This is a genomic window from Pseudomonas sp. OF001, assembly GCF_904426495.1.
Lineage (GTDB): Bacteria > Pseudomonadota > Gammaproteobacteria > Pseudomonadales > Pseudomonadaceae > Geopseudomonas.
Genome location: NZ_CAJGBM010000020.1, coordinates 1 through 23,970 on the forward strand (window position 1 = coordinate 1; position 23,970 = coordinate 23,970).

Below are 23,970 nucleotides of genomic sequence, written 5' to 3' on the forward strand. Positions count from 1 at the left end.
GCGCGCGCCGCGACGGCCGCGCTCGAAGGCCAGCAGCGCGGCCGTCTCGGCCAGCCCGGCGCGCTGCGCCTCGCGGCGCAGCTGGCGGCGCTGGGCCACGGCGGCATGCGGGTTGGCCGCGGCCAGGCGGCCGAGCAGCTGCATCAGGCGCAGGGCGTCGAGGGTGTCGTGGCCGTGGCCGGCCAGGCGCTCGCGCAGGTCCTCCCAGTCGTGCAGCTGCAGGCGCCGGTCCAGCCAGTGGCCGAGCAGGCCACCGAGCAGCGCGCCCGGCACGCTGGCCAGCACGAAGCCGGCCATGCCGCCCAGTGCGCTGGCCGGCCACAGCATCAGGGGCGCTCCGCCAGCAGGCGCTCGACCTCGTCCAGCCGCTCGCGGGTGCCGACGTCCACCCAGCGGCCGCGGTAGTGCTCGCCGCTGACCTGGCCGAGCGCCATGGCGTCGAGCAGCAGCGGCGCCAGCTTGAACGCTCCCGGCCGGCAGCCGGCGAACAGCGCCGGGTCGAGCACGGCGATGCCGCTGTAGGTCAGTCCGGGCTGCGCGCCGCGGGCGCTGACCCGTCCCTCCTGCAGGCGGAAGTCGCCCTCGGGGTGGTGCGCCGGGTTGTCGACCAGCACCAGATGGGCCAACCCGTCATGGGCCTGCCCCGCCAGCGGGCGGCGCAGGTCGGCGAAGGCGTAGTCGGTCCAGATGTCGCCGTTGACCAGCAGGAAGGGCGCCGCGCCGAGCAGCGGCAGGGCACGATGGATGCCGCCGCCGGTCTCCAGCGGCTCGCCCTCGGCGGAGAAGGCGATGGACACGCCGAAGCGCGCGCCGTCGCCCAGGTAGTCCTCGATCTGCTGGCCGAGCCAGGCATGGTTGATCACCAGCTCGGTGAAGCCGGCGGCGGCCAGGGCGCGGACGTGGTGCTCGATCAGCGGCATGCCGCCGACCGGCAGCAGCGGCTTGGGGGTGTGCAGGGTCAGCGGGCGCATGCGCTCGCCCTTGCCGGCGGCGAGGATCATCGCCTTCATGCCGCGGGCTCCTTGGGCAGGCCGGCGAGCAGCGCGCCGAGCGGCGCCAGTTCGGGGCGGCGGGCGATCACCGTGTCGAGGTAGGCGAAGAAGCGCGGCACGTCGCCGAGGTATTTCGGCTTGCCGTCGCGGTGGCAGATGCGCGCGAAGATGCCGATCACCTTGAGGTGGCGCTGCGCGCCCATCAGGTCGCTGGCGCGCCGGAACTCGGCGAAGCTCTCCGGCAGCGGGATGCCCGCCTCGCCCGCCAGCTGCCAGTAGCGGCGCAGCCAGGCCTCGACGCGCGCCTCGGGCCAGCTGAGGAAGGCGTCCTTGAACAGGCAGGTGACGTCGTAGCTGACCGGGCCGAACACCGCGTCCTGGAAGTCCAGCACGCCGGGGTTGGGGGTGCTGAGCATCAGGTTGCGCGGCATGTAGTCGCGATGCACCAGCACCCGCGGCTGGGCCAGGGCGCTCTGCACCAGCAGGTCGCAGGCCGCCTGCCAGGCCGCCAGCGCCTCGCCCTCCAGGGTCACGCCGAGGTGCCGGGCCAGGTACCAGTCGGGGAACAGCTGCAGCTCGCGGCGCAGCAGCGCCTCGTCGTAGGCGGGCAGCTGGCCCTCCACCGGCAGGCGCTGGAAGGCCACCAGCGCCTGCAGGGCATCCTCGAACAGGGCGTCGGCGTTGTCCTCGCCGATCACTTCCAGGTAGGTCTGCCGGCCGAGGTCGGGCAGCAGCAGGAAGCCCTGCGCCAGATCGCCGGCGAGGATCTCCGGCACGTGCACGCCGGCCTGGGCAAGCAGGCCGGCGACCCTGACGAACGGACGGCAGTCCTCCTGCGGCGGCGGTGCATCCATGACGATCAGGCTGCGCGCGCCATCTTCCCAGCGGAAGTAGCGGCGGAAGCTGGCATCGCTGCTCGCCGGCGTCAGGCTGGCCGGCCCCGGCACGCCCCAGCCGCGCGCGGCGAACACTTCGGGCAGGCACCCGTCCAGCCAGGCTTTCAGGCTTTCCAATCGACTATCCACGGACATCCAGGGCTCCCCTTCTACGCTAGCCGTTGCGTGACGCATTGATTTATTATCCGCGATCTTACTCCAGCCCATCGAAAGGCGTGCGGCCGCACAGGCTGTTGGCGCGCAGGAAGCCCGGACATCGACAAGATGGCACTCACTCCCCCCCTGTTCCGCAGAAAGTTCCCTCTCCTGGTCACCGGCAGCCTGCTGGCCCTGGGCTCCGCTCCGCTGCTGCACGCCGCCGAGCAGTTCGACTGCCAGGCTTCGGCCGGCGGCGGCTGGGCCTGCGCGCCGAAGAGCACGCCGGGCGCCGTGCCGCCGCGCCCCCAGGCAGCGACGACGCCCGCCGCCGCCCCGACGCCCGCCGCCCAGGCCGCAGCGCAGGCCAGCGACAACGGCGGGCGCGCCCTCGCCTCGCGCAGCGCCGACTACAGCCACCTAGACTGGGTACCGCGCGAGCGCCTGAGCAAGGCCCAGCAGGCCGAGATCGCGCCCTTCTGCGCCGGCACCTACGTCGAGCCCCGGCGCGCCGGCATCACCGACGACACGCCGATGAGCGAGGCGCCCACCTTCGTCTCCGCGCGCGCCTCGCGCTACGACCAGCAGAACGAAACCACCACCCTCGCCGGCGACGTGGTGTTGCGCCAGGGCAGCATGCAGGCCGAGGCCGACGAGGCCAGCCTGCGTCAGCTGGAGAACAAGGGCGAGCTGGCCGGCAACGTGCGCCTGCGCGACAAGGGCATCCTGGTGGTCGGCGATCGCGCCGAGCTGCAGCTGGACAACGGCGAGGCCGTGGTCGAGAACGCCGAGTACGTGGTGCACGCCGCCAAGGCGCGCGGCAGTGCCGAGTACGTCAAGCGCCGCGAGGACGCCGTGGTGCGCCTCAAGGACGGCACCTACACCCGCTGCGAGCCGGGCGAGAACACCTGGCACCTGAAGGGCAACAACATCACCCTGAACCCGGCCACCGGCTTCGGCACCGCCACCAACGTGACCCTGCGGGTGAAGGACGTACCGGTGTTCTACACCCCGTACATCTACTTCCCGATCGACGACCGTCGCCAGTCCGGCTTCCTGGCGCCGAGCCTGAGCTCCTCCAGCGACAACGGCCTCACCCTGCAGACGCCCTACTACTTCAACCTGGCGCCCAACTACGACGCGACCCTGTACCCGACGTACATGGTCGATCGCGGCCTGCTGATGGAAGGCGAGTTCCGCTACCTGACTCCGGGCAGCGAAGGCCAGCTGGGCGGCGCCTGGCTCGACGACCAGGACGACACCCGCAAGCGGCAGTCGGAGTACGAGGACCAGCGCTGGATGTACAACTGGCAGCACCGCGGCGGACTGGATTCGCGCCTGCTGGCCGAGGTCGACTACACCGACATCAGCGACCCCTACTACTTCCAGGACCTGGATACCGACCTGGACATCTCCAGGCCGGAGTTCCTCGACCAGCGCGCCAGCCTGACCTGGCGCGGCGACAGCTACCGCGCCCGACTGGCCGCCCACGCCTACGAGCCGACCAGCGTGGTCGACATCACCCCCTACGACCGCCTGCCGCAGTTCAGCCTGGACGGCGCCCTGCCGTTCCAGCCGGGCGGCCTGCAGCTGAGCTACGGCGGCGAGTTCGTGCGCTTCGACCGCGACCTGCGCAGCGGCAACTTCATCGACGAAAACGGCGTTGCCGAGCCCTGGTACGACAACAACGTTACCGGCCTGGCCCGCGCCAACGGCGACCGCCTGCACGTCGAGCCGGGCGTCAGCCTGCCGCTGGAGTGGACCTGGGGCTTCGTCAAGCCGTCGGTCAAGTACCTGCACACCCAGTACGACCTCAGCCTCGACAGCCTGGGCAAGAGCCAGATGGCCGCCCTCGGCCAGCGCTTCGACGACGCGCCCGACCGTCAGGTGCCGATCGCCGGCCTCGATTCCGGCCTGTACTTCGACCGCGACAGCAGCTGGTTCGGCGGTTCGCGGCAGACCCTCGAGCCGCGCGCCTTCTACCTCTACGTGCCGGAGGAGAAGCAGGACGCCATCCCGGTGTTCGATACCGCCGAAAGCACCTTCAGCTACTCCTCGCTGTGGCGCGAGAACCGCTTCTCCGGCAAGGACCGCATCGGCGACGAGAATCGCCTGTCGCTGGGCCTGACCAGCCGCTGGCTCCAGAGCAACGGCTTCGAGCGCCAGCGCATCAGCCTCGGCCAGGCCTTCCACTTCGCCGACCGCAAGGTGCAACTGCCGGGCATCGACTACCGCACGCGCAGCGACGCCACCGCCTCGCAGTCGCCCTACGCCCTGCAGTACCTGTACCGCTTCAACCGCGACTGGCGCCTGAACTCCGACTTCAACTGGGATCCGGACACCCACCGCACCCGCTCCGGCAGCGCCATGTTCCACTACCAGCCGGAAAACGACCCGCGCAAGGTGGTCAACCTCGGCTACCGCTACCGCAACGACAGCGTGCGCTACGACCAGGCCAGCGGCCAGTGGCGCTTCGGCGGCGACTTCGGTACCCCGGGCACTCCCGGCTACATCAAGGACTACTACAAGATCCAGCAGCACGACCTGTCCACCATCTGGCCGGTCGCGCCGCAGTGGAGCGTGATCGCCCGCTGGCAGCACGACTACAACCGCAATCGTACCCTCGAGGCCTTCGGTGGCTTCGAGTACGACAGCTGCTGCTGGAAGCTGCGTCTGATCAACCGCTACTGGGTCGACTACGACGAGACCAGCCTCAACCCCGACCGCAACGACGAGGCGGATCGCGGCATTTTCCTGCAGATCGTCCTCAAGGGCCTGGGCGGCGTCACCGGCAACAAGGTGGAGTCCTTCCTCGACCAAGGCATTCAAGGTTACCGTGAACGTGAAGACCAAGCTTATCAATAACCTGCGCCCCCTCGCCCTCGGCGCCCTGCTGCTCTGCGGCACGGCCTGGGCCGAGGTGCAGCCGCTCGACCGCGTGGTCGCCATCGTCGACAACGACGTGATCATGGCCAGCCAGCTCGAGCGGCGTCTCGAAGAGGTGCAGCAGAACCTGGCCCGCCGCGGCGGCGAGCAGCCGCCGCGCGAGCAGCTCGCCCAGCAGGTGCTCGAGCGGCTGATCGTCGAGAACCTGCAGCTGCAGATGGGCGAACGCTCGGGCATCCGCATCGGCGACGAGGAACTCAACCAGGCGCTGGCCACCATCGCCCAGCGCAACAACCTCAGCCTCGAGCAGTTCCGCGCCGCGCTGGCCCGCGACGGCCTGTCCTACGACGAGGCCCGCGAGCAGGTGCGCCGCGAGATGATCATCAGCCGCGTGCGCCAGCGCCGGGTGGCCGAGCGCATCCAGGTCAGCGACCAGGAGGTGAAGAACTTCCTCGCCTCCGACCTCGGCAAGCTGCAGCTGTCCGAAGAGTTCCGCCTGGCCAACATCCTCATCCCGCTCGGCGAGGGCGCCTCGGCCCAGTCCATCCAGGACGCCGAGCGCCAGGCCCGCGAGATCCACGCCCAGCTGACGCGCGGCGCCGACTTCGCCCGCCTGGCCGCGGCCCGTTCCGGCAGCGAGAACGCCCTGGAGGGCGGCGAGATCGGCTGGCGCAAGGCCGCCCAGCTGCCGCCGCCGTTCGACAGCATGATCGGCGCCCTCGGCGTCGGCGAGGTCACCGAGCCCGTGCGCACGCCGGCCGGCTTCATCATCCTCAAGCTGCTCGACAAGCGCGGTGGCGACAGCGGCGTGCTGCGCGAGGAAGTCCATGTGCGCCACATCCTGCTCAAGCCCAGCGAGATCCGCAGCGATGCGGAAACCCGCCAGCTGGCCGAGCGCCTGTACGAGCGCCTGCAGGGCGGCGAGGACTTCGCCGCCCTGGCCAAGAGCTTCTCCGAGGATCCGGGCTCGGCGCTCAACGGCGGCGACCTCAACTGGGTCGAGCCGGGCTCGCTGGTGCCGGAGTTCCGCCAGGTGATGGCGGACAGCCCGCTCGGCCGCGTGTCCCAGCCGTTCCGCAGCCCGTTCGGCTGGCACGTGCTGGAGGTGCTGGACCGCCGCACCAGCGACGCCAGCGGCGAGGCGCGCGAACAGCAGGCGCTCAACCTGCTGCGCAACCGCAAGTACGACGAGGAACTGCAGAACTGGCTGCGCCAGATCCGCAGCGAAGCCTACGTGGAAACCCGCCTGTGAGTGCGGCACGGCGCTTCGCCCTGACCCCCGGCGAGCCGGCCGGCATCGGCCCCGACCTGTGCCTGCTGCTGGCCCGCGCGGCCCAGCCGCACGCGCTGGTGGCCGTCGCCAGCCGCGCGCTGCTGGCCGCACGCGCCGCGCAGCTGGGGCTGGACATCGAGCTGCTCGAGGTCGGCCCCGGCGCCTGGCCGGACAGCCCGGCGCCGGCCGGCAGCCTGTACGTGTGGGATACCCCGCTGGCCGTGCCGGCGGTCGCCGGCCAGCTCGATGCGCGCAACGCGCCCTACGTGCTGGAGACCCTGCTGCGCGCCGGCAACGGCTGCATTGACGGCAGCTTCGCCGGGATGATCACCGCGCCGGTGCACAAGGGCGTGATCAACGAGGCCGGCATCCCCTTCTCCGGGCACACCGAGTTCCTCGCCGAGCTGACCCACACCGAACAGGTGGTGATGATGCTCGCCACCCGCGGCCTGCGCGTGGCCCTGGTGACCACCCACCTGCCGCTGCGCGCGGTGGCCGACGCCATCACCGCCGAGCGCCTGGCCCGCGTCGCGCGCATCCTCGACGCCGACCTGCGCGGCAAGTTCGGCATCGCCAGGCCGCGCATCCTGGTCTGCGGCCTCAACCCGCACGCCGGCGAAGGCGGCCACCTGGGCCGCGAGGAGATCGAGGTGATCGAGCCGACCCTCGCGCAGCTGCGCGGCGAAGGCCTCGACCTGGTCGGCCCGCTGCCGGCCGACACCCTGTTCACCCCGAAACACCTGGAGCACTGCGACGCGGTGCTGGCCATGTACCACGACCAGGGCCTGCCGGTGCTCAAGTACAAGGGCTTCGGCGCCGCGGTCAACGTCACCCTCGGCCTGCCCATCGTGCGCACCTCGGTCGACCACGGCACCGCGCTGGACCTGGCCGGCAGCGGCCGCATCGACACCGGCAGCCTGCAGGTGGCGCTGGAAACGGCGTATCAGATGAGCGCCGGCCAGGCCTGACACGCCGCTCGGACCTTCTCTCCCCGCTCCGGGAGAGGGGCCCGCCCCGCACATGGCCGATCTGGCCAGCGGGCGCTGCAGCCTGTCGGCGCGTTCGCTGTTAAACTGCGGCTCTTTTCGCATTCGCTTCGAGCTTGCGGCTTGAAGCCTGGAGCCGCCCCATGTCCGAGCTGTACCAACACCGCGCCCGCAAGCGCTTCGGCCAGAACTTCCTGCACGATGCCGGGGTGATCCATCGCATCCTGCGCGCCATCCATGCGCGCCCGGGCGAGCATCTGGTGGAGATCGGCCCCGGCCAGGGCGCCCTCACCGAGGGGCTGCTCGGCAGCGGCGCGAAGCTCGACGTGATCGAGCTGGACCAGGACCTGCTGCCGCTGCTCAGGCTGCGCTTCGGCATCGATCCCAACTTCACCCTCAACGCCGGCGACGCGCTGAAGTTCGACTTCAACGCGCTGGTGCAGGGCGAGGAGAAGCTGCGGGTGGTCGGCAACCTGCCCTACAACATCTCCACCCCGCTGATCTTCCACCTGCTCGAGCACGCCTCGATCATCGGCGACATGCACTTCATGCTGCAGAAGGAGGTGGTCGAGCGCCTGGCCGCCACGCCTGGCGGCGGCGACTGGGGGCGGCTGTCTATCATGGTCCAGTACCACTGCCGGGTGGAGCATCTGTTCAACGTCGGCCCCGGCGCCTTCAACCCGCCGCCCAAGGTCGACTCGGCCATCGTCCGCCTGGTGCCGCACGCCGTGCTGCCGCACCCGGCCCGCGACCACCGCCTGCTCGAGCGGGTGGTGCGCGAGGCCTTCAACCAGCGGCGCAAGACCCTGCGCAACACCCTCAAGCAGCTGCTGCCCGCTGCCGCCATCGAGGCCGCCGGCGTCGACGGCAGCCTGCGCCCGGAGCAGCTGGACCTCGCCGCCTTCGTGCGTCTGGCCGACCAGCTGGCGCTGCAGACACAACCCGAGTGAATCGCTAAGCTTTTACTTCAGGCCGCCCCGAAACCGCATATCGATGACCACACCGGATCCGCGTTACCAGATCGACGTCAGCGTCGCCACCCGCCACCTGCCCGAGCAGTCGCTGCCCGACCAGCAGCGTTACGCCTTCGCCTACACGGTGACCATCCGCAATAGCGGCGCCCTGCCCGCCAAGCTGCTGACCCGCCACTGGATCATCACCGACGGCAACGCCAAGGTGCAGGAAGTGCGCGGCCCCGGCGTGGTCGGCGAACAGCCGCTGCTGCAACCGGGCGAAAGCCACACCTACACCAGCGGCTGCGTGCTGGCCACCCCGGTGGGCAGCATGCACGGCAGCTTCGGCATGCAGGCCGGCGACGGTCACGCCTTCGACGCGCCGATCAGCGCCTTCCGTCTGGCGGTGCCCGGAGCGCTGCACTGATGGCGCTGTACGCGGTCGGCGACGTGCAGGGCTGCCTGCAGCCGCTGCAGTGCCTGCTCGAGCGGGTCGCCTTCGATCCGGCGCGCGACCGCCTGTGGCTGGTCGGCGACCTGGTCAACCGCGGCTCGCAGTCGCTGGAGACCCTGCGCTTCCTGTTCGCCATGCGCGATTCGGTGGTCAGCGTGCTGGGCAACCACGACCTGCACCTGCTGGCGGCGGCGCACAACATCGAGCGCCTGAAGAAGGGCGACACCCTGCGCGAGATCCTCGAGGCACCGGACCGCGACGACCTGCTCGAATGGCTGCGCCGCCTGCCGCTGCTGCACTACGACGAGGAGCGGCAGATCACCCTGGTGCACGCCGGCATCCCGCCGCAGTGGACGCTGAAGAAGGCGCGCAAGCGCGCCGCCGAGGTGGAGGAGGCACTGCGCGACGACGCCCGCCTGCCGCTGTTCCTCGACGGCATGTACGGCAACGAGCCGAACCAGTGGGACGGCAAGCTGCGCGGCATCACCCGCCTGCGGGTGATCACCAACTATTTCACCCGCATGCGCTTCTGCACCGCCGACGGCCGCCTCGACCTGAAGAGCAAGGAGGGCCTGGGCACCGCACCGAACGGCTACGGCCCCTGGTTCAGCCACCCCAACCGCAAGACCCGCGGCGAGCGGATCATCTTCGGCCACTGGGCCGCCCTGCAGGGACGCTGCAACGAGCCCGGCGTCGAGGCCCTGGATTCAGGCTGCGTGTGGGGCGAAGCCCTGACCCTGCTCGACGTCGACAGCGGCGAGCGCCATACCTGCAGTTGCCACAAGGAGCAGCCATGAGCGAATTCAAGCGCATCGATCCCGCCACCGCCCACGACCTGCGCGCCAAGGGCGCGGTGGTGGTCGACATCCGCGACCCGCACAGCTTCGCCAGCGGCCACGTTCCCGGTGCGCGTCACCTGGACAACCACTCGCTGGCCGACTTCATCGCCGGCGCCGACATGGACGCGCCGCTGCTGGTGATCTGCTACCACGGCAACTCCAGCCAGAACGCCGCCGCCTTCCTCGCCCACCAGGGCTTCGCCGAGGTGTACAGCATCGATGGCGGCTTCGAGCTGTGGCGCGCCCACTACCCCGACGAAGTCGCCCGCCTGCCCCACGACTGACCGCCGGCGCATTTGTAACAACTCGCCACCTCCTCTTGTTTTCCTGCTGCGCACGCGCCAAAGCAGGTCTATGCTCAGTTCAAGAGTCTTGCAAAAGGGAAAGCCGGACCACCGGCTTCCAGGCAGGTCGTACGACCATTGGGGGGTCGAGAGAGGGGAGCAGCAGGCCGGCGCCACGCGCCAGCCCGCCCGTGCCCGCCCGAGGCCCACTTACGTACAGGCATCGAGCGAGGTGACGTCATGAGCATTTTCAGCCATTTCCAGCAACGCTACGAAACAACGCGCCAGGAAGAGTACTCCCTGCAGGAGTATCTCGACCTCTGCAAGCAGGATCCCCTGACCTACGCCAGCGCCGCCGAGCGCATGCTCAAGGCCATCGGCGAGGCGCAACTGGTGGATACCTCCACCGATCCGCGGCTGTCGCGGATCTTCTCCAACAAGGTGATCCGCCGCTACCCGGCCTTCGCCGACTTCCATGGCATGGAAGACTGCATCGACCAGATCGTCTCCTACTTCCGCCACGCCGCCCAGGGCCTGGAAGAGAAGAAGCAGATTCTCTACCTGCTCGGCCCGGTCGGCGGCGGCAAGTCGTCCCTGGCCGAGAAGCTCAAGCACCTGATGGAGCACATCCCCTTCTACGCCATCAAGGGCTCGCCGGTGTTCGAGTCGCCGCTCGGCCTGTTCAACCCCGACGAGGACGGCGCCATCCTCGAGGAAGAGTACGGCATCCCGCGCCGCTACCTGAGCTCGATCATGTCGCCGTGGGCGACCAAGCGCCTCAACGAGTTCGGCGGCGACATCAGCAAGTTCCGCGTGGTCAAGCTGTACCCGTCGATCCTCAACCAGATCGCCATCGCCAAGACCGAACCGGGCGACGAGAACAACCAGGACATCTCCGCGCTGGTCGGCAAGGTCGACATCCGCAAGCTGGAGGAATTCCCGCAGAACGACCCTGACGCCTACAGCTACTCCGGCGCCCTGTGCCGCGCCAACCAGGGCATCATGGAATTCGTCGAGATGTTCAAGGCGCCGATCAAGGTGCTGCACCCGCTGCTGACCGCTACCCAGGAGGGCAACTACAACAGCACCGAGGGACTCGGCGCCATCCCCTACAGCGGCATCCTGCTGGCCCACTCCAACGAGGCTGAGTGGCACAGCTTCCGCAACAACAAGAACAACGAGGCGTTCATCGACCGCATCTACATCGTCAAGGTGCCCTACTGCCTGCGCGTCACCGACGAGATCAGGATCTACGACAAGCTGCTGGTCAACAGCTCGCTGGCTCAGGCGCACTGCGCGCCGGACACCCTGAAGATGCTCGCCCAGTTCTCCGTGCTGAGTCGCCTGAAGGAGCCGGAGAACTCCAACATCTACTCGAAGATGCGCGTCTACGACGGCGAGAACCTCAAGGACACCGATCCCAAGGCCAAGTCGATCCAGGAGTACCGCGACAGCGCCGGCGTCGACGAGGGCATGACCGGCCTGTCGACCCGCTTCGCCTTCAAGATCCTGTCCAAGGTGTTCAACTTCGACCCGCACGAGGTGGCGGCCAACCCGGTGCACCTGCTCTACGTGCTGGAACAGCAGATCGAGCAGGAGCAGTTCCCCGCCGAGACGCGCGAGCGTTACCTGCGCTTCATCAAGGAATACCTGGCGCCGCGCTACGTGGAGTTCATCGGCAAGGAGATCCAGACCGCCTACCTCGAGTCCTACAGCGAGTACGGGCAGAACATCTTCGACCGCTACGTGCTGTACGCCGACTTCTGGATCCAGGACCAGGAGTACCGCGACCCGGAAACCGGCGAGATCCTCAACCGCGGCGCCCTCAACGAGGAGCTGGAGAAGATCGAGAAACCGGCCGGCATCAGCAACCCGAAGGACTTCCGCAACGAGATCGTCAACTTCGTGCTGCGGGCACGGGCCAACAACAACGGCAAGAACCCCTCGTGGCTGTCCTACGAGAAACTGCGCGCGGTGATCGAGAAGAAGATGTTCTCCAACACCGAGGACCTGCTGCCGGTCATCAGCTTCAACGCCAAGGGCAGCAAGGACGAGCAGCAGAAGCACAACGACTTCGTGCGGCGCATGGTCGAGCGCGGCTACACCGAGAAACAGGTACGCCTGCTCGCCGAATGGTATCTGCGCGTCCGCAAGTCGCAGTAGTAAGCTAGAGCAAGCCCTGGTCCGCAGCGGCGCCACCCGGCGCCGCTGTGGTCTGCGCCTCGGCCTCCAGCCCCGCACGGGAGCACGCCATGAGTTACGTCATCGACCGACGACTGAACGGCAAGAACAAGAGCACGGTGAACCGCCAGCGCTTCCTGCGGCGTTACCGTGACCACATCAAGAAGGCGGTGGAGGAAGCCGTCAGCCGGCGCTCCATCACCGACATGGAACACGGCGAGCAGATCAGCATTCCCTCCCGCGACATCGACGAACCGGTGCTGCACCACGGCCGCGGCGGCCGGCAGACCATCATCCATCCCGGCAACAAGGAGTTCACCACCGGCGAACGCATCCCGCGGCCCTCCGGCGGTGGCGGCGGTGGTTCCGGCCAGGGCAAGGCCAGCAACTCCGGCGAGGGCATGGACGACTTCGTGTTCCAGATCACCCAGGAGGAGTTCCTCGACTTCATGTTCGAGGATCTCGCCCTGCCCAACCTGGTGAAGAAGCATCTCACCGGCATCGACAGCTTCAAGACGGTGCGCGCCGGCATCAGCAGCGAGGGCACGCCCGCCCGCCTGAACATCGTGCGCACCCTGCGCTCGGCCCACGCCCGGCGCATCGCCCTGTCCGGCTCCAGCCGCAACCACCTGCGCGAGCTGAAGGCCGAGCTGGAACGGCTGAAGGTCGAGGAGCCGGACAACTTCAGCGACATCCGCGACCTGGAGGAGAAGATCGCCGGACTGCGCGCGCGCATCGAGCGCCTGCCGTTCCTCGACACCTTCGACCTCAAGTACAACCTGCTGGTCAAGCAGCCCAACCCGACCTCCAAGGCGGTGATGTTCTGCCTGATGGACGTCTCCGGCTCGATGACCCAGGCCACCAAGGACATCGCCAAGCGCTTCTTCATCCTCCTCTACCTGTTCCTCAAGCGCAGCTACGACAAGATTGAGGTGGTGTTCATCCGCCACCACACCAGCGCCAAGGAGGTCGACGAGCAGGAGTTCTTCTACTCGCGCGAGACCGGCGGCACCATCGTCTCCAGCGCGCTCAAGCTGATGCAGGAAGTGATGGCTGCGCGCTACCCGGCCCACGAATGGAACATCTACGCCGCCCAGGCCTCGGACGGCGACAACTGGAACGACGACTCGCCGGTGTGCCGCGACATCCTGCTGCGCCAGATCATGCCGTTCGTGCAGTACTTCAGCTACGTGGAGATCACCCCGCGCGAACATCAGGCGCTGTGGCACGAGTACGAGCAGGTCGCCGCGGCCTTCCCGGACAGCTTCGCCCAGCAGCAGATCGTTTCCGCCGCCGACATCTACCCGGTATTCCGCGAACTCTTCCAGAGGAGGGTCGCCGCATGAGCCCTCGAGCCAAGAAAGGCCAGCCCCTGTCCACCGGTTCGGAGTGGACCTTCGAGCTGATCCGCAGCTACGACCGCGAACTCGCCCGGCTGGCCGAGCGCTACGCGCTGGACACCTACCCGAACCAGATCGAGGTGATCACCGCCGAGCAGATGATGGACGCCTACGCCTCGGTCGGCATGCCCATCGGCTACCACCACTGGTCCTACGGCAAGCACTTCCTCAGCACCGAGAAGGGCTACAAGCGCGGCCAGATGGGCCTGGCCTACGAGATCGTGATCAACTCCGATCCGTGCATCGCCTACCTCATGGAAGAGAACACCATGTGCATGCAGGCGCTGGTGGTGGCGCACGCCTGCTACGGCCACAACAGCTTCTTCAAGGGCAACTACCTGTTCCGCAGCTGGACCGACGCCAGCTCGATCATCGACTACCTGGTGTTCGCCCGCCAGTACATCGACAAGTGCGAGGAGCGCCACGGCATCGACGCGGTCGAGGACCTGCTCGACTCCTGCCACGCCCTGATGAACTACGGCGTCGACCGCTACAAGCGGCCCTACCCGATCTCCGCCGAGGAGGAGCGGCGCCGCCAGAAGGACCGCGAGGAGCAGCTGCAGCGCCAGGTCAACGACCTGTGGCGAACCATCCCCAAGGGCGCCGGCAAGGGGCGCGCCGACGACGGCAAGCGCTTCCCGCCCGAGCCGCAGGAGAACATCCTCTACTTCATCGAGAAGCACGCGCCGCTGCTGGAACCCTGGCAGCGCGAGGTGGTGCGCATCGTGCGCAAGATCGCCCAGTACTTCTACCCGCAGCGCCAGACCCAGGTGATGAACGAGGGCTGGGCCACCTTCTGGCACTACACCCTGCTCAACGACCTCTACGACGAGGGCCTGGTCACCGACGGCTTCATGATGGAGTTCCTCCAGTACCACACCAGCGTGGTCTACCAGCCGCCGTTCGACAGCCCCTACTACAGCGGCATCAACCCCTATGCGCTGGGCTTCGCCATGTACCGCGACATCCGCCGCATCTGCGAGGAGCCGACCGAGGAGGACCGTCGCTGGTTCCCCGACATCGCCGGCAGCGACTGGCTGGCCACCCTCAAGTTCGCCATGCAGAACTTCAAGGACGAGAGCTTCATCCAGCAGTTCCTCTCGCCGCGGCTGATCCGCGAGTTCCGCCTGTTCAGCATCCTCGACGACGACCAGCAGGACGAGCTGCTGGTCGACGCCATCCACGACGACAGCGGCTACCGCACCATCCGCGATCACCTGGCGGCGCAGTACAACCTCGGCAACCGCGAGCCCAACGTGCAGATCTGGAACGTCGACCGCCGCGGCGACCGCTCGCTGACCCTGCGCCACTACCAGCACGAACGCAAGCCACTGGCCAGCTCCACCGAGGACGTGCTGCGCCACCTGCACCGCCTGTGGGGCTTCGACGTGCACCTGGAGAGCATGCAGGGCGAACAGCGCGTGAACGTGCAGCACATGCCGCCCAAGCGCGAGCGCGAGACGGAAGGCAGCCACTTCGACCTGATCGCCCGCCCGGTCTGAGACCGGGCGCGCAACCCTTGCAGCACCGCCGTCGCCCTGCGCGCGGCGGCGCGCTATCCTCTGCGCCACCCCCCCATTGCCTGCAGGACACGCCATGCAGATCTACAAGGTGGGCGGCGCCGTGCGCGACCGCCTGCTCGGCCGCCCGGTCACGGAAACCGACTGGGTGGTGGTCGGCGCCCACGCCGAAGAACTCATCGCCCAGGGATTTCGCCCGGTCGGCGCCGACTTCCCGGTGTTCCTCCACCCGCAGAGCGGCGAGGAGTACGCCCTGGCGCGCACCGAGCGCAAGAGCGGGCGCGGCTACGGCGGCTTCACCTTCTACGCCAGCCCCGAGGTCACCCTCGAGGAAGACCTGATCCGCCGCGACCTGACCATCAACGCCATGGCCGAGGACGCCGACGGCCGAGTCATCGACCCCTACGGCGGCCAGCACGACCTCGCCCTGCACCTGCTGCGCCACGTCTCGCCGGCCTTCGCCGAGGACCCGCTGCGCGTGTTGCGCGTCGCCCGTTTCGCCGCGCGCTACGCGCCGCTGGGCTTTCGCGTCGCCGAGGAAACCCTGGCGCTGATGGCCGAGATCGCCGCCTCCGGCGAACTGGCCGACCTCACCGCCGAGCGGGTGTGGAAGGAGATCGAGCGCGCGCTGATGGAGCCGCGCCCCGAGGTGTTCATCCAGGTGCTGCGCGACTGCGGCGCCCTCGAGCAGCTGCTGCCCGAGCTGCAGGCGCTGTTCGGCGTGCCGCAGCCGGCGCAGCACCACCCGGAGATCGACAGCGGCGAGCACGTGCTGATGGTCCTGCGCCAGTGCGCCGAACACGACCAGCCGCTCCCCGTGCGCTGGGCCTGCCTGCTGCACGACCTGGGCAAGGGCCTGACCGACCCGGCCGAATGGCCGCGCCACATCGCCCACGAGAGCCGCGGCCTGCGCCTGATCGAGGCGGTCAACGCACGCTGCAAGGCGCCGCGCGACTGCGCCGAGCTGGCCCTGCTGGTCGGCGAATACCACACCCACGGCCACCGCGCCCTGGAGCTGCGCGCGCAGACCCTGGCCGAGCTGTTCCAGCACTTCGACCTGTACCGCCGCCCGGAGCGCTTCGAGGCGTTCGTCGCCGCCTGCGAGATGGACGCTCGCGGCCGCCTCGGCCTCGAGCGCCAGCCCTACCCGCAGGCCGACTACCTGCGCGCCGCCGCCAGGGTGGCGCGCGGCGTGGCGGTGCAGCCGCTGCTGGAGCAGGGCTTCAAGGGCGCGGAACTGGGCGAGGCGCTCAAGCGCGCGCGCCTGGCGGCGCTCAAGGCGTTCCGCGAGGCGCAGCGCGCCAACGCGCCGTAGGGTGCGCCGCACGCGCCTTGGACTGCAGGGTGTGGCTGGCGCGCATGGCGCACCCTAGGGTGCCGGAGGCGGAAAGCTGCTGCGCAGCTCTTCCGGCGTCAGCTCCGCGCCGCGCCAGACGAAGGGCACCGGCCACAGGCGCTGCTCGCTGCGCATCGCCTGCCAGAGGGCGGCGAAACTGCGCCCCTCGGCCGGATGGCGCGCCTCGGGGGCGAGCAGGGCCAGCGGCCAGAGCACGAAGGCGTTGCGCAGGATCTCCGCGCGCGGCAGTTGCAGGCCGTCGAAGTCGCCCACCAGGTCGTCGTAGAGCAGCACGTCGATGTCCAGCGGCAGGCCCTTGCGGTCGGGCGCATAGCGGCCGTTGTCCGCCTCGATGGCCTTGAGCCGGCGATCCAGCTCGGCCAGCGGCAGCTCGGTCCGCGCCGTCACCGCGAGGTTGTAGAACGGGCCGCTGCGGATGCCCACCGCCTCGCTCTCGAACACCGGCGAACAGCGCATGTCGACGAGAAAGGCCGCCAGTGCGTCGAGGCCGGCGGTCAGATGCGCGTGGCGGCGGACATTGCTGCCCAGGCCGAGAAACACCGTGGTCAGCGGCATCCGCGCTCGATCTCCACGCCGACGCCGCCGCGCGCCGCCGGCACCGCGCCGGGCTTGGCGATGCGCAGGCGCAGCCAGCGGATGCCGAACTCGGCCATCAGCAGCGTGGCCAGGCGCTCGGCGAAGGTTTCCACCAGCTGGAAGGTGCTCTCGGCCGCGAAGGCCTGTACCCGAGCACTGACCGCCGCGTAGTCGAGCGCTGCGGCCAGGTCGTCGCCGGCCGCCGCCGGGCGGATGTCCCAGCCCAGCTGCAGGTCCAGGATCAGACACTGGCGGATGCCGCGCTCCCAGTCGTACACGCCGATGACGGTGTCGACCTCCAGGCCGTCGATGAAGACTATGTCCACGCTATCCTCTTTCGCGTCACGACAAGGTCGCGCCGCCTCGTTAGAATCGGGGCTCCACCGCAGCGGAACCGATCATGCCCTGGCTTCTGGCCATTGTTGCCTACCTGCTCGGCTCGGTGTCGTTCGCCGTGCTGCTCAGCCGCCGGCTCGGCACCGCCGATCCGCGCCTGGGCGGCTCGGGCAACCCCGGCGCCACCAACATGCTGCGCCTGGGCGGGCGCCGCGCCGCGGCCCTGACCCTGCTCGGCGACCTGCTCAAGGGCCTGCTGCCGGTGCTGCTGGCCCGCCTCCTCGAACTGCCGCCGGTGCAGCAGGCCTGGATCGGCCTGGCCGCGGTGCTCGGCCACCTCTATCCGCTGTACTTCCAGTTCCGCGGCGGCAAGGGCGTCGCCACCGCCGCCGGCCTGCTGCTCGGCCTGCACTGGCCGACCGCCCTGCTGGCGCTGGCCGTCTGGCTGCTGCTCTTCACCCTGACCCGCACCAGCTCGCTGGCCGCGCTGCTCGCCACCGGCCTCTGCCTGCCGCTGCTGGCCTGGCAGCAACCGGTCCTGCTGCTGCCGCTCGGCCTGCTCGCCGGCCTGATCGTCTGGCGCCACCGCGGCAACCTGCGCGATCTCTCCGCCGGCCGCGAACGGCATTTCTAGACCGCCGGCAGCGTCTCCATCGACCAGCGCGGCTGCACGCCGATCGCCGGGCCGTCGTGCTGGCCGGCGAGCAGACGCTGGCAGCCGGCGTAGGCGATCATCGCCCCGTTGTCGGTGCAGAAGCGCGGCCGCGCATAGAACACCTGGCCGCGCAGCTCGCCGAGCATCTTCTCCAGCGCCTGGCGCAGCGCCTGGTTGGCGCTCACCCCACCGGCGATCACCAGGCGCTTCAGGCCGGTCTGCTTGAGCGCACGGCGGCACTTGATGGTCAGCGTCTCCACCACCGCCTGCTGGAAGGCCAGGGCGATGTCGGCGCGCGCCTGCTCGAGGTCGCCGCCCTCGCGCTCGCACTGCCGCCAGGTGTTGAGGGCGAAGGTCTTCAGGCCGCTGAAGCTGAACTCCAGGCCCGGCCGGTCAGTCATCGGCCGCGGGAACACGAAGCGCCCCGGCGTGCCCTGCTCGGCCAGCCGGGCGATCTCCGGACCACCCGGATAGCCGAGGCCGATCAGCTTGGCGGTCTTGTCGAAGGCCTCGCCGGCGGCATCGTCCAGCGACTCGCCGAGCAGCTGGTAGCGGCCGATGCCGTCGACCCGCACCAGCTGGGTATGCCCGCCGGACACCAGCAGGGCGACGAACGGGAACTCCGGCGGCGTCTCCTCCAGCATCGGCGCCAGCAGATGGCCTTCCATGTGGTGCACGCCGACCGCCGGCACGCCCCAGGCCAGCGCCAGCGCCTGGGCGCAGGAGGCGCCGACCAGCAGCGCACCGACCAGGCCTGGCCCTGCGGTATAGGCCACCGCGTCGATGTCGGCGAAGCCGCAGCCCGACTCGGCCAGCACCTGGCGGATCAGCGGCAGCATGCGCTTGACGTGGTCGCGCGAGGCCAGCTCGGGCACCACGCCGCCGTAGACGCGGTGCAGGTCGATCTGGCTGAACAGCGCATCGCCCAGCAGGCCGCGCTCGCTGTCGTACAGCGCCACGCCGGTTTCGTCGCAGGAAGTTTCCAGGCCAAGGACTCGCATCGGGCAACCCGTGATCGTTCGCTAAACCGCGCATGATAAGCGCCCGGAGCCTGCGACACCAAGCATCGGGCGAGGGTGGCGGACCACCGGCGGGCGGCTTTTCCCGTCTGGGGGCTTGGCAGTGCGGCTGTCAAGGGGTTAATATCCGCAGCCCTTGAAAACCGGTGCCTCCCGAGCCTTTTGCAGGATTGCACCATTCATACTCGGTAATCAGTGAAGGTACGACCTGGATGCCCGCCGTCAAAGTTAAAGAGAACGAACCCTTCGACGTAGCCCTGCGTCGTTTCAAGCGCTCCTGCGAAAAAGCCGGTGTTCTGGCTGAAGTGCGTAGCCGCGAGTTCTACGAAAAGCCCACCGCCGAGCGCAAGCGCAAGGCCGCGGCTGCCGTGAAGCGCCACGCCAAGAAAGTGCAGCGCGAGCAGCGTCGCCGCGAGCGTCTGTACTGAGTTACCACTCGGACAGCAGCGTCTCGCACAACACCCGGCTCATGCCGGGTGTTTGCTTTAGCAGCACCCCGACTCCGACTTGCCCGGCAAGCCTCGGAGTTTTTGCGTTTTCCGCCGCTTCGAACCGTACAGTCACGAGCAGCCCATGGCCGGCCTGATCCCCCAGCACTTCATCGACGACCTGCTCAACCGCACCGACATCGTCGAGGTGGTGGGCGCGCGCGTGCAGCTGAAGAAGACCGGCAAGAACTACAGCGCCTGCTGCCCGTTCCACCAGGAAAAGACCCCCTCGTTCACCGTCAGCCCGGACAAGCAGTTCTACTACTGCTTCGGCTGCGGCGCCGGCGGCAACGCCCTCGGCTTCATCATGGACCACGACCACCTGGACTTCCCCCAGGCGGTCGAGGAGCTGGCCAAGCGCGCCGGCCTCGAGGTCCCGCGCGAGGACAGCCGCCCCGGGCAGAAGCCGCGCCAGAGCGTGGACTCGCCGCTGTACCCGCTGCTCGGCGCCGCCGCCGACTACTACCGCCAGGCGCTGAAGAGTCACCCGGCGCGTCAGGCGGCGGTGAACTACCTCAAGGGCCGCGGCCTGTCCGGCACCATCGCCCGCGACTTCGGCCTCGGCTTCGCCCCGCCCGGCTGGGACAACCTGTTGAAGCACCTGGGCGGCGACAGCCTGCAGCAGAAGGCGATGATCGACGCCGGCCTGCTGATCGAGAACGCCGAGGGCCGCCGCTACGACCGCTTCCGCGACCGGGTGATGTTCCCGATCCGCGACAGCCGCGGCCGGGTGATCGCCTTCGGCGGCCGGGTGCTCGGCGACGACAAGCCCAAGTACCTCAACTCGCCGGAAACCCCGGTGTTCCACAAGGGTCAGGAACTCTACGGCTTGTACGAGGCGCGCAGGAGCAACCGCGACCTCGACGAGATCCTGGTGGTCGAGGGCTACATGGACGTCATCGCCCTCGCCCAGCAGGGCCTGCGTAATGCGGTGGCGACCCTCGGCACGGCGACCAGCGAGGAGCACATCAAGCGCCTGTTCCGCGTCGTGCCGAGCATCCTGTTCTGCTTCGACGGCGACAGCGCCGGACGCAACGCCGCCTGGCGGGCGCTGGAATCCTGCCTGCCGAGCCTGCAGGACGGCCGCCGGGTGCGCTTCCTGTTCCTCCCCGAGGGCGAGGACCCTGACAGCCTGGTGCGCAGCGAGGGCGCCGACGCCTTCCGCGCCCGCATCAGCCAGCAGGCCGAACCGCTGGCCGAGTACTTCTTCCGCCATCTCGCCGAGGAAGCCGACCCGAGCACCCTCGAGGGCAAGGCGCACCTAGCCACCCTGGCCGCACCGCTGCTGGAGAAGATCCCCGGCGCCAACCTGCGCGCCCTGATGCGCCAGCGCCTCGGCGCGATCACCGGCCTGACCGGCGAGGCGCTCACCCAGTCGTCGCCTGCCCCGGGCGGCGAGGTGCCGCCGACCGACTTCCCGACGTCCTATGCCTATGCGGACGGCATCGAGTATGCCGCAGCGACCGGCCACGCCGAGCGCCCCGCCAGCCAGGAGCGCAAGCCCTGGCAGAAGAACGACTGGAAGGGCCGCAAGGGCGAGGCGCGCCGCGAGCCGCCGGCGGTCATGCCGCCGCGCGGCGGCGCCGGCGTCGAGTCGCCGACCCTCAGCGCCCTGCGCGCCCTGCTGCACCATCCGCAGCTGGCGCAGAAGGTCGAGGACGCCGGCCACTTCGCCGCCGAGGACGACACCTGGACCCAGCTGCTGGTGGCCCTGCTGGAATCGCTGCAGAAACAGCCGCAGCAGAACTCGCTGCAACTGATCGCCCGCTGGCACGGCACGGAACAAGGGCGCCTGCTCCGCGGTCTAGCGGAAAAGGAATGGCTGATCAGTCAGGACAACCTTGAACAACAGTTTTTCGACACTATAACTACCTTGGCAGCCCGCCAGCGTGAGCGCAGCCTCGAAGGCCTGTTGCGCAAAGCGCGGCACAGCGAACTCAGCGCGGAGGAAAAGCTCCGCCTGCGCGCGCTTCTCAGCCGAAGCGAAGCCCCGTGAGCCCGGGGCCATCTGGTGCCAGCCAGCCCGGATCGACTATAATGCTCGGCTTCTTTTCAGCCCGCCAAGACCTTCAGTGGATAGGGTGAACATGTCCGTAAAAGCGCAACAGCAGTCCCGCCTCAAAGAGCTGATCGCCCGTGGTCGTGAGCAGGGTTACCTGACTTACGCCGAGGTCAACGACCACCTGCCGGAGGATATTTCCGATCCGGAACAGGTGGAAGACATCATCCGCATGATCAACGACATGGGGATCAACGTATTCGAGACAGCCCCGGATGCGGATGCCCTGCTGCTCGCCGAAGCGGACACCGACGAGGCCGCCGCCGAGGAAGCCGCCGCCGCCCTGGCCGCGGTGGAAAGCGACATCGGCCGCACCACCGATCCGGTGCGCATGTACATGCGCGAGATGGGCACCGTGGAGCTGCTCACCCGCGAAGGCGAGATCGAGATCGCCAAGCGCATCGAGGAAGGCATCCGCGAGGTGATGGGCGCCATCTCCCAGTTCCCCGGCTCGGTGGAGAGCATCCTCGCCGAATACCAGCGCGTCACCAGCGAAGGCGGCCGCCTGTCCGACATCCTCAGCGGCTACATCGACCCCGACGACGGCACCCTGCCGGCCGAGAGCGACGTCGAACTGCCCACCGCCAGCGCCAAGACGGCGGCCGCGGCCGTCGACGAGGACGAGGAAGAGGAAGCCGAGGACAAGGGCGACAGCGAGGAAGAGGGCGACGGCGGCCCCGATCCGGAAGAAGCCGCCCGCCGCTTCGGCGCCGTGTCCGAGCAGCTGGAGAAGACCCGCAAGACGCTGCAGAAGCATGGCCGTCACCACGCCGAGGCGATCGCCGCGCTGGGCACGCTGGCCGAGCTGTTCATGCCGATCAAGCTGGTGCCCAAGCAGTTCGACGCCCTGGTGGCCATGGTCCGCGACGCCCTCGAGCGCGTGCGCGGCCAGGAACGCGCCATCATGCAGCTGTGCGTGCGCGACGCGCGCATGCCGCGCGCCGACTTCCTCAAGCTGTTCCCCGGCAACGAGGTCGACCTGACCTGGAGCGAGGGCCTGACCACCGGCAAGGCCAAGTACGCCGAGGCCATCGGCCGCCTGCAGGCCGACATCGTGCGCAACCAGCAGGTGCTGGTCGACCTGGAGAACGAGGTCGGGCTGACCGTCGCCGAGATCAAGGAAATCAACCGGCAGATGTCGCTCGGCGAGGCCAAGGCCCGCCGCGCCAAGAAGGAGATGGTCGAGGCCAACCTGCGCCTGGTGATCTCCATCGCCAAGAAGTACACCAACCGCGGCCTGCAGTTCCTCGACCTGATCCAGGAAGGCAACATCGGCCTGATGAAGGCGGTGGACAAGTTCGAATACCGCCGCGGCTACAAGTTCTCGACCTACGCCACCTGGTGGATCCGCCAGGCGATCACCCGCTCGATCGCCGACCAGGCGCGCACCATCCGCATCCCGGTGCACATGATCGAGACCATCAACAAGCTCAACCGGATCTCCCGGCAGATGCTCCAGGAGATGGGCCGCGAGCCGACTCCGGAGGAGCTGGGCGAGCGCATGGAGATGCCCGAGGACAAGATCCGCAAGGTGCTGAAGATCGCCAAGGAGCCGATCTCCATGGAGACGCCGATCGGCGACGACGAGGACTCGCACCTGGGCGACTTCATCGAGGACTCCACCATGCAGTCGCCGATCGACGTGGCGACCGTGGAAAGCCTCAAGGAAGCCACCCGCGAGGTGCTCGCCGGCCTCACCGCCCGCGAGGCCAAGGTGCTGCGCATGCGCTTCGGCATCGACATGAACACCGACCACACCCTCGAGGAAGTCGGCAAGCAGTTCGACGTCACCCGCGAGCGCATCCGCCAGATCGAGGCCAAGGCCCTGCGCAAGCTGCGCCACCCGACCCGCAGCGAGCACCTGCGCTCGTTCCTCGACGAGTAAGGCGCCGCCCACGGACAAGCCCCGGCACCGCAAGGACCGGGGCTTTTTCCTGCCCGCGCGCCAGGCTTGGCGCGGATGCGCGGCCACCGCTATAATCGCCGCGCTTCGCCGGTCGCCCACGCGGCCACCGGCACCTCCAGACGCGACGCCCACCGTCCTCGCGCATGGAAGCAACCCTCGAGGTTCTCCCGTGGGCCTATAGCTCAGTTGGTCAGAGCAGGCGACTCATAATCGCTTGGTCGCAGGTTCAAGTCCTGCTGGGCCCACCATACAAATCAAGGGGTCAGGCGATCAGCCTGGCCCCTTGCCGTTTTCGGGGCGGAGCTTTCCTCATCTCCCGCCCCCCCGCTCCGCAGCCGATGGACGGCACCTGCCGCCGGGAACTCCGCACCACCCTTCCCCTCTGACGGGCACACCGCCCCGGTGTTTCAGAGGAGCCCATCATGCGCCGTACCCTGCTTGCCACTGCCCTTGTCCTGCTGCCCGCCGCCGGCGCCCTCGCCGACCATGACGGACACGGCGGGGATATCGGCTGGGGCGAGATCGCCACCTCGGCGGGGACTTCCGCCTCGCTGTACTCCACCTTCAAGGACGACAAGCTGGTGCTCGCCGCCGCGGACGACGCCTCCAGCTTCGTCGCCAGCGGCGGCGCGATCCGCGGCGCCTACCTGGAGGCCGCGCTGCAGCAGATCCGCCGCGACCATCCGGGCCTCGAGGCCAGCGACGAGGAGCTGGCCGGCGCCATCCTCGCCAGCGCCCAGGACGGCAGCCCGCGCTGACGCGCCTGCCACAGACG

21 protein-coding genes, 1 tRNA gene and 1 pseudogene are annotated in these 23,970 nt (G+C 68.9%); 17 read left to right on the forward strand and 6 right to left on the reverse strand.

All coding sequences use genetic code 11. The features are described from left to right. The 3 genes and pseudogenes from RA210_RS12615 to RA210_RS12625 form a co-directional block, all read right to left on the reverse strand. Positions 1-327, reverse strand: a pseudogene (locus RA210_RS12615) (molecular chaperone DjlA); the annotation flags it as partial. Further along, entirely contained in the window at positions 327-1,010 is a 684-nt protein-coding gene (gene murU, locus RA210_RS12620; RefSeq protein ID WP_201486685.1) for an N-acetylmuramate alpha-1-phosphate uridylyltransferase MurU, read from the reverse strand. The gene murU and the pseudogene RA210_RS12615, both read right to left, overlap by 1 nt. Then, entirely contained in the window at positions 1,007-2,023 is a 1,017-nt protein-coding gene (locus RA210_RS12625; RefSeq protein WP_201486686.1) for an aminoglycoside phosphotransferase family protein, read from the reverse strand. Before RA210_RS12625 ends, murU begins: the two co-directional genes overlap by 4 nt. 129 nt (positions 2,024-2,152) lie before the next feature. On the opposite strand from RA210_RS12625, the gene RA210_RS12630 reads away from it, so the two are divergent. The 11 genes from RA210_RS12630 (at position 2,153) to RA210_RS12680 (ending at position 16,114) form a co-directional block, all read left to right on the forward strand. Next, positions 2,153-4,888, forward strand: coding sequence for an LPS-assembly protein LptD (locus RA210_RS12630; RefSeq protein ID WP_201486687.1), 2,736 nt, complete (start codon positions 2,153-2,155; stop codon positions 4,886-4,888). After that, positions 4,866-6,161, forward strand: a complete 1,296-nt coding sequence (locus RA210_RS12635; protein WP_178084108.1) for a peptidylprolyl isomerase — start codon at positions 4,866-4,868, stop codon at positions 6,159-6,161. The genes RA210_RS12630 and RA210_RS12635 overlap by 23 nt, the downstream gene beginning before the upstream one ends. Then, positions 6,158-7,150 (forward strand): 4-hydroxythreonine-4-phosphate dehydrogenase PdxA, encoded by a 993-nt coding sequence (pdxA, locus tag RA210_RS12640; protein WP_201486688.1) that lies wholly within the window; start codon positions 6,158-6,160, stop codon positions 7,148-7,150. Before RA210_RS12635 ends, pdxA begins: the two co-directional genes overlap by 4 nt. A gap of 161 nt (positions 7,151-7,311) precedes the next feature. Continuing rightward, on the forward strand, positions 7,312-8,118 hold the full coding sequence (gene rsmA, locus RA210_RS12645) for a 16S rRNA (adenine(1518)-N(6)/adenine(1519)-N(6))-dimethyltransferase RsmA (RefSeq protein ID WP_136490406.1): 807 nt from the start codon (positions 7,312-7,314) through the stop codon (positions 8,116-8,118). Positions 8,119-8,161: 43 nt separating this feature from the next. After that, positions 8,162-8,548, forward strand: a complete 387-nt coding sequence (apaG, locus tag RA210_RS12650; protein WP_136490405.1) for a Co2+/Mg2+ efflux protein ApaG — start codon at positions 8,162-8,164, stop codon at positions 8,546-8,548. After that, complete coding sequence (locus RA210_RS12655) at positions 8,548-9,372, forward strand: symmetrical bis(5'-nucleosyl)-tetraphosphatase (RefSeq protein WP_201486689.1); 825 nt, start codon at positions 8,548-8,550, stop codon at positions 9,370-9,372. Before apaG ends, RA210_RS12655 begins: the two co-directional genes overlap by 1 nt. Next, positions 9,369-9,698, forward strand: coding sequence for a thiosulfate sulfurtransferase GlpE (glpE, locus tag RA210_RS12660; RefSeq protein ID WP_136490403.1), 330 nt, complete (start codon positions 9,369-9,371; stop codon positions 9,696-9,698). The genes RA210_RS12655 and glpE overlap by 4 nt, the downstream gene beginning before the upstream one ends. 240 nt (positions 9,699-9,938) lie before the next feature. Next, positions 9,939-11,861 carry a PrkA family serine protein kinase gene (locus RA210_RS12665; protein WP_136490402.1) on the forward strand — a complete coding sequence of 641 codons (1,923 nt, stop codon included), beginning with the start codon at positions 9,939-9,941 and terminating at the stop codon, positions 11,859-11,861. A gap of 89 nt (positions 11,862-11,950) precedes the next feature. Next, positions 11,951-13,225: a YeaH/YhbH family protein gene (locus RA210_RS12670; protein ID WP_136490401.1), complete on the forward strand. Its 1,275-nt coding sequence runs from the start codon at positions 11,951-11,953 to the stop codon at positions 13,223-13,225. After that, positions 13,222-14,781: a SpoVR family protein gene (locus tag RA210_RS12675; protein WP_136490400.1), complete on the forward strand. Its 1,560-nt coding sequence runs from the start codon at positions 13,222-13,224 to the stop codon at positions 14,779-14,781. The genes RA210_RS12670 and RA210_RS12675 overlap by 4 nt, the downstream gene beginning before the upstream one ends. Positions 14,782-14,875: 94 nt before the next feature. Continuing rightward, the gene (locus RA210_RS12680) at positions 14,876-16,114 is read left to right on the forward strand and encodes a multifunctional CCA addition/repair protein (RefSeq protein ID WP_136490399.1); all 1,239 of its coding nucleotides are present in this window, start codon (positions 14,876-14,878) and stop codon (positions 16,112-16,114) included. 54 nt (positions 16,115-16,168) lie between these two features. On the opposite strand, the gene folK is transcribed toward RA210_RS12680, so the two are convergent. Both folK and folB read right to left on the reverse strand, forming a co-directional pair. Beyond that, on the reverse strand, positions 16,169-16,711 hold the full coding sequence (gene folK, locus RA210_RS12685; protein WP_201486690.1) for a 2-amino-4-hydroxy-6-hydroxymethyldihydropteridine diphosphokinase: 543 nt from the start codon (positions 16,709-16,711) through the stop codon (positions 16,169-16,171). Further along, the gene (gene folB, locus RA210_RS12690; protein ID WP_201486691.1) at positions 16,702-17,058 is read right to left on the reverse strand and encodes a dihydroneopterin aldolase; all 357 of its coding nucleotides are present in this window, start codon (positions 17,056-17,058) and stop codon (positions 16,702-16,704) included. Before folB ends, folK begins: the two co-directional genes overlap by 10 nt. A 74-nt stretch (positions 17,059-17,132) precedes the next feature. Here folB and plsY point away from each other — a divergent pair, with 74 nt between their 5' ends. Next, positions 17,133-17,702 (forward strand): glycerol-3-phosphate 1-O-acyltransferase PlsY, encoded by a 570-nt coding sequence (plsY, locus tag RA210_RS12695; protein WP_136490396.1) that lies wholly within the window; start codon positions 17,133-17,135, stop codon positions 17,700-17,702. Here plsY and tsaD read toward each other — a convergent pair. Then, entirely contained in the window at positions 17,699-18,724 is a 1,026-nt protein-coding gene (tsaD, locus tag RA210_RS12700) for a tRNA (adenosine(37)-N6)-threonylcarbamoyltransferase complex transferase subunit TsaD (RefSeq protein WP_136490395.1), read from the reverse strand. The genes plsY and tsaD overlap by 4 nt on opposite strands. A gap of 230 nt (positions 18,725-18,954) precedes the next feature. Here tsaD and rpsU point away from each other — a divergent pair, with 230 nt between their 5' ends. From rpsU to RA210_RS12725, 5 genes are all read left to right on the forward strand, one after another. Next, complete coding sequence (gene rpsU / locus RA210_RS12705; protein WP_003085057.1) at positions 18,955-19,170, forward strand: 30S ribosomal protein S21; 216 nt, start codon at positions 18,955-18,957, stop codon at positions 19,168-19,170. Positions 19,171-19,315: 145 nt separating this feature from the next. After that, a complete protein-coding gene (gene dnaG / locus RA210_RS12710) occupies positions 19,316-21,226 on the forward strand; it encodes a DNA primase (protein ID WP_201486692.1) in 1,911 nt (636 codons plus the stop codon). A gap of 91 nt (positions 21,227-21,317) precedes the next feature. Beyond that, positions 21,318-23,174 carry an RNA polymerase sigma factor RpoD gene (gene rpoD, locus RA210_RS12715; protein ID WP_201486693.1) on the forward strand — a complete coding sequence of 619 codons (1,857 nt, stop codon included), beginning with the start codon at positions 21,318-21,320 and terminating at the stop codon, positions 23,172-23,174. A gap of 192 nt (positions 23,175-23,366) precedes the next feature. Then, positions 23,367-23,443, forward strand: a tRNA-Ile gene (locus tag RA210_RS12720). Positions 23,444-23,617: 174 nt separating this feature from the next. Continuing rightward, a complete protein-coding gene (locus tag RA210_RS12725; protein WP_136490392.1) occupies positions 23,618-23,953 on the forward strand; it encodes a DUF2388 domain-containing protein in 336 nt (111 codons plus the stop codon). Positions 23,954-23,970: the final 17 nt, after the last annotated feature.

Bases quoted from the DNA above. Each gene is read 5' to 3' on its own strand.
- tsaD (WP_136490395.1), bottom strand. From the start codon at position 18,724: ATGCGAGTCCTTGGCCTGGAAACTTCCTGCGACGAAACCGGCGTGGCG.
- RA210_RS12680 (WP_136490399.1), top strand. From the start codon at position 14,876: ATGCAGATCTACAAGGTGGGCGGCGCCGTGCGCGACCGCCTGCTCGGC.
- murU (WP_201486685.1), bottom strand. From the start codon at position 1,010: ATGAAGGCGATGATCCTCGCCGCCGGCAAGGGCGAGCGCATGCGCCCG.
- glpE (WP_136490403.1), top strand. From the start codon at position 9,369: ATGAGCGAATTCAAGCGCATCGATCCCGCCACCGCCCACGACCTGCGC.
- RA210_RS12670 (WP_136490401.1), top strand. From the start codon at position 11,951: ATGAGTTACGTCATCGACCGACGACTGAACGGCAAGAACAAGAGCACG.
- dnaG (WP_201486692.1), top strand. From the start codon at position 19,316: ATGGCCGGCCTGATCCCCCAGCACTTCATCGACGACCTGCTCAACCGC.
- folK (WP_201486690.1), bottom strand. From the start codon at position 16,711: ATGCCGCTGACCACGGTGTTTCTCGGCCTGGGCAGCAATGTCCGCCGC.
- RA210_RS12675 (WP_136490400.1), top strand. From the start codon at position 13,222: ATGAGCCCTCGAGCCAAGAAAGGCCAGCCCCTGTCCACCGGTTCGGAG.
- RA210_RS12655 (WP_201486689.1), top strand. From the start codon at position 8,548: ATGGCGCTGTACGCGGTCGGCGACGTGCAGGGCTGCCTGCAGCCGCTG.
- RA210_RS12665 (WP_136490402.1), top strand. From the start codon at position 9,939: ATGAGCATTTTCAGCCATTTCCAGCAACGCTACGAAACAACGCGCCAG.
- rpsU (WP_003085057.1), top strand. From the start codon at position 18,955: ATGCCCGCCGTCAAAGTTAAAGAGAACGAACCCTTCGACGTAGCCCTG.
- RA210_RS12630 (WP_201486687.1), top strand. From the start codon at position 2,153: ATGGCACTCACTCCCCCCCTGTTCCGCAGAAAGTTCCCTCTCCTGGTC.
- RA210_RS12625 (WP_201486686.1), bottom strand. From the start codon at position 2,023: ATGTCCGTGGATAGTCGATTGGAAAGCCTGAAAGCCTGGCTGGACGGG.
- plsY (WP_136490396.1), top strand. From the start codon at position 17,133: ATGCCCTGGCTTCTGGCCATTGTTGCCTACCTGCTCGGCTCGGTGTCG.
- apaG (WP_136490405.1), top strand. From the start codon at position 8,162: ATGACCACACCGGATCCGCGTTACCAGATCGACGTCAGCGTCGCCACC.
- rsmA (WP_136490406.1), top strand. From the start codon at position 7,312: ATGTCCGAGCTGTACCAACACCGCGCCCGCAAGCGCTTCGGCCAGAAC.
- RA210_RS12725 (WP_136490392.1), top strand. From the start codon at position 23,618: ATGCGCCGTACCCTGCTTGCCACTGCCCTTGTCCTGCTGCCCGCCGCC.
- rpoD (WP_201486693.1), top strand. From the start codon at position 21,318: ATGTCCGTAAAAGCGCAACAGCAGTCCCGCCTCAAAGAGCTGATCGCC.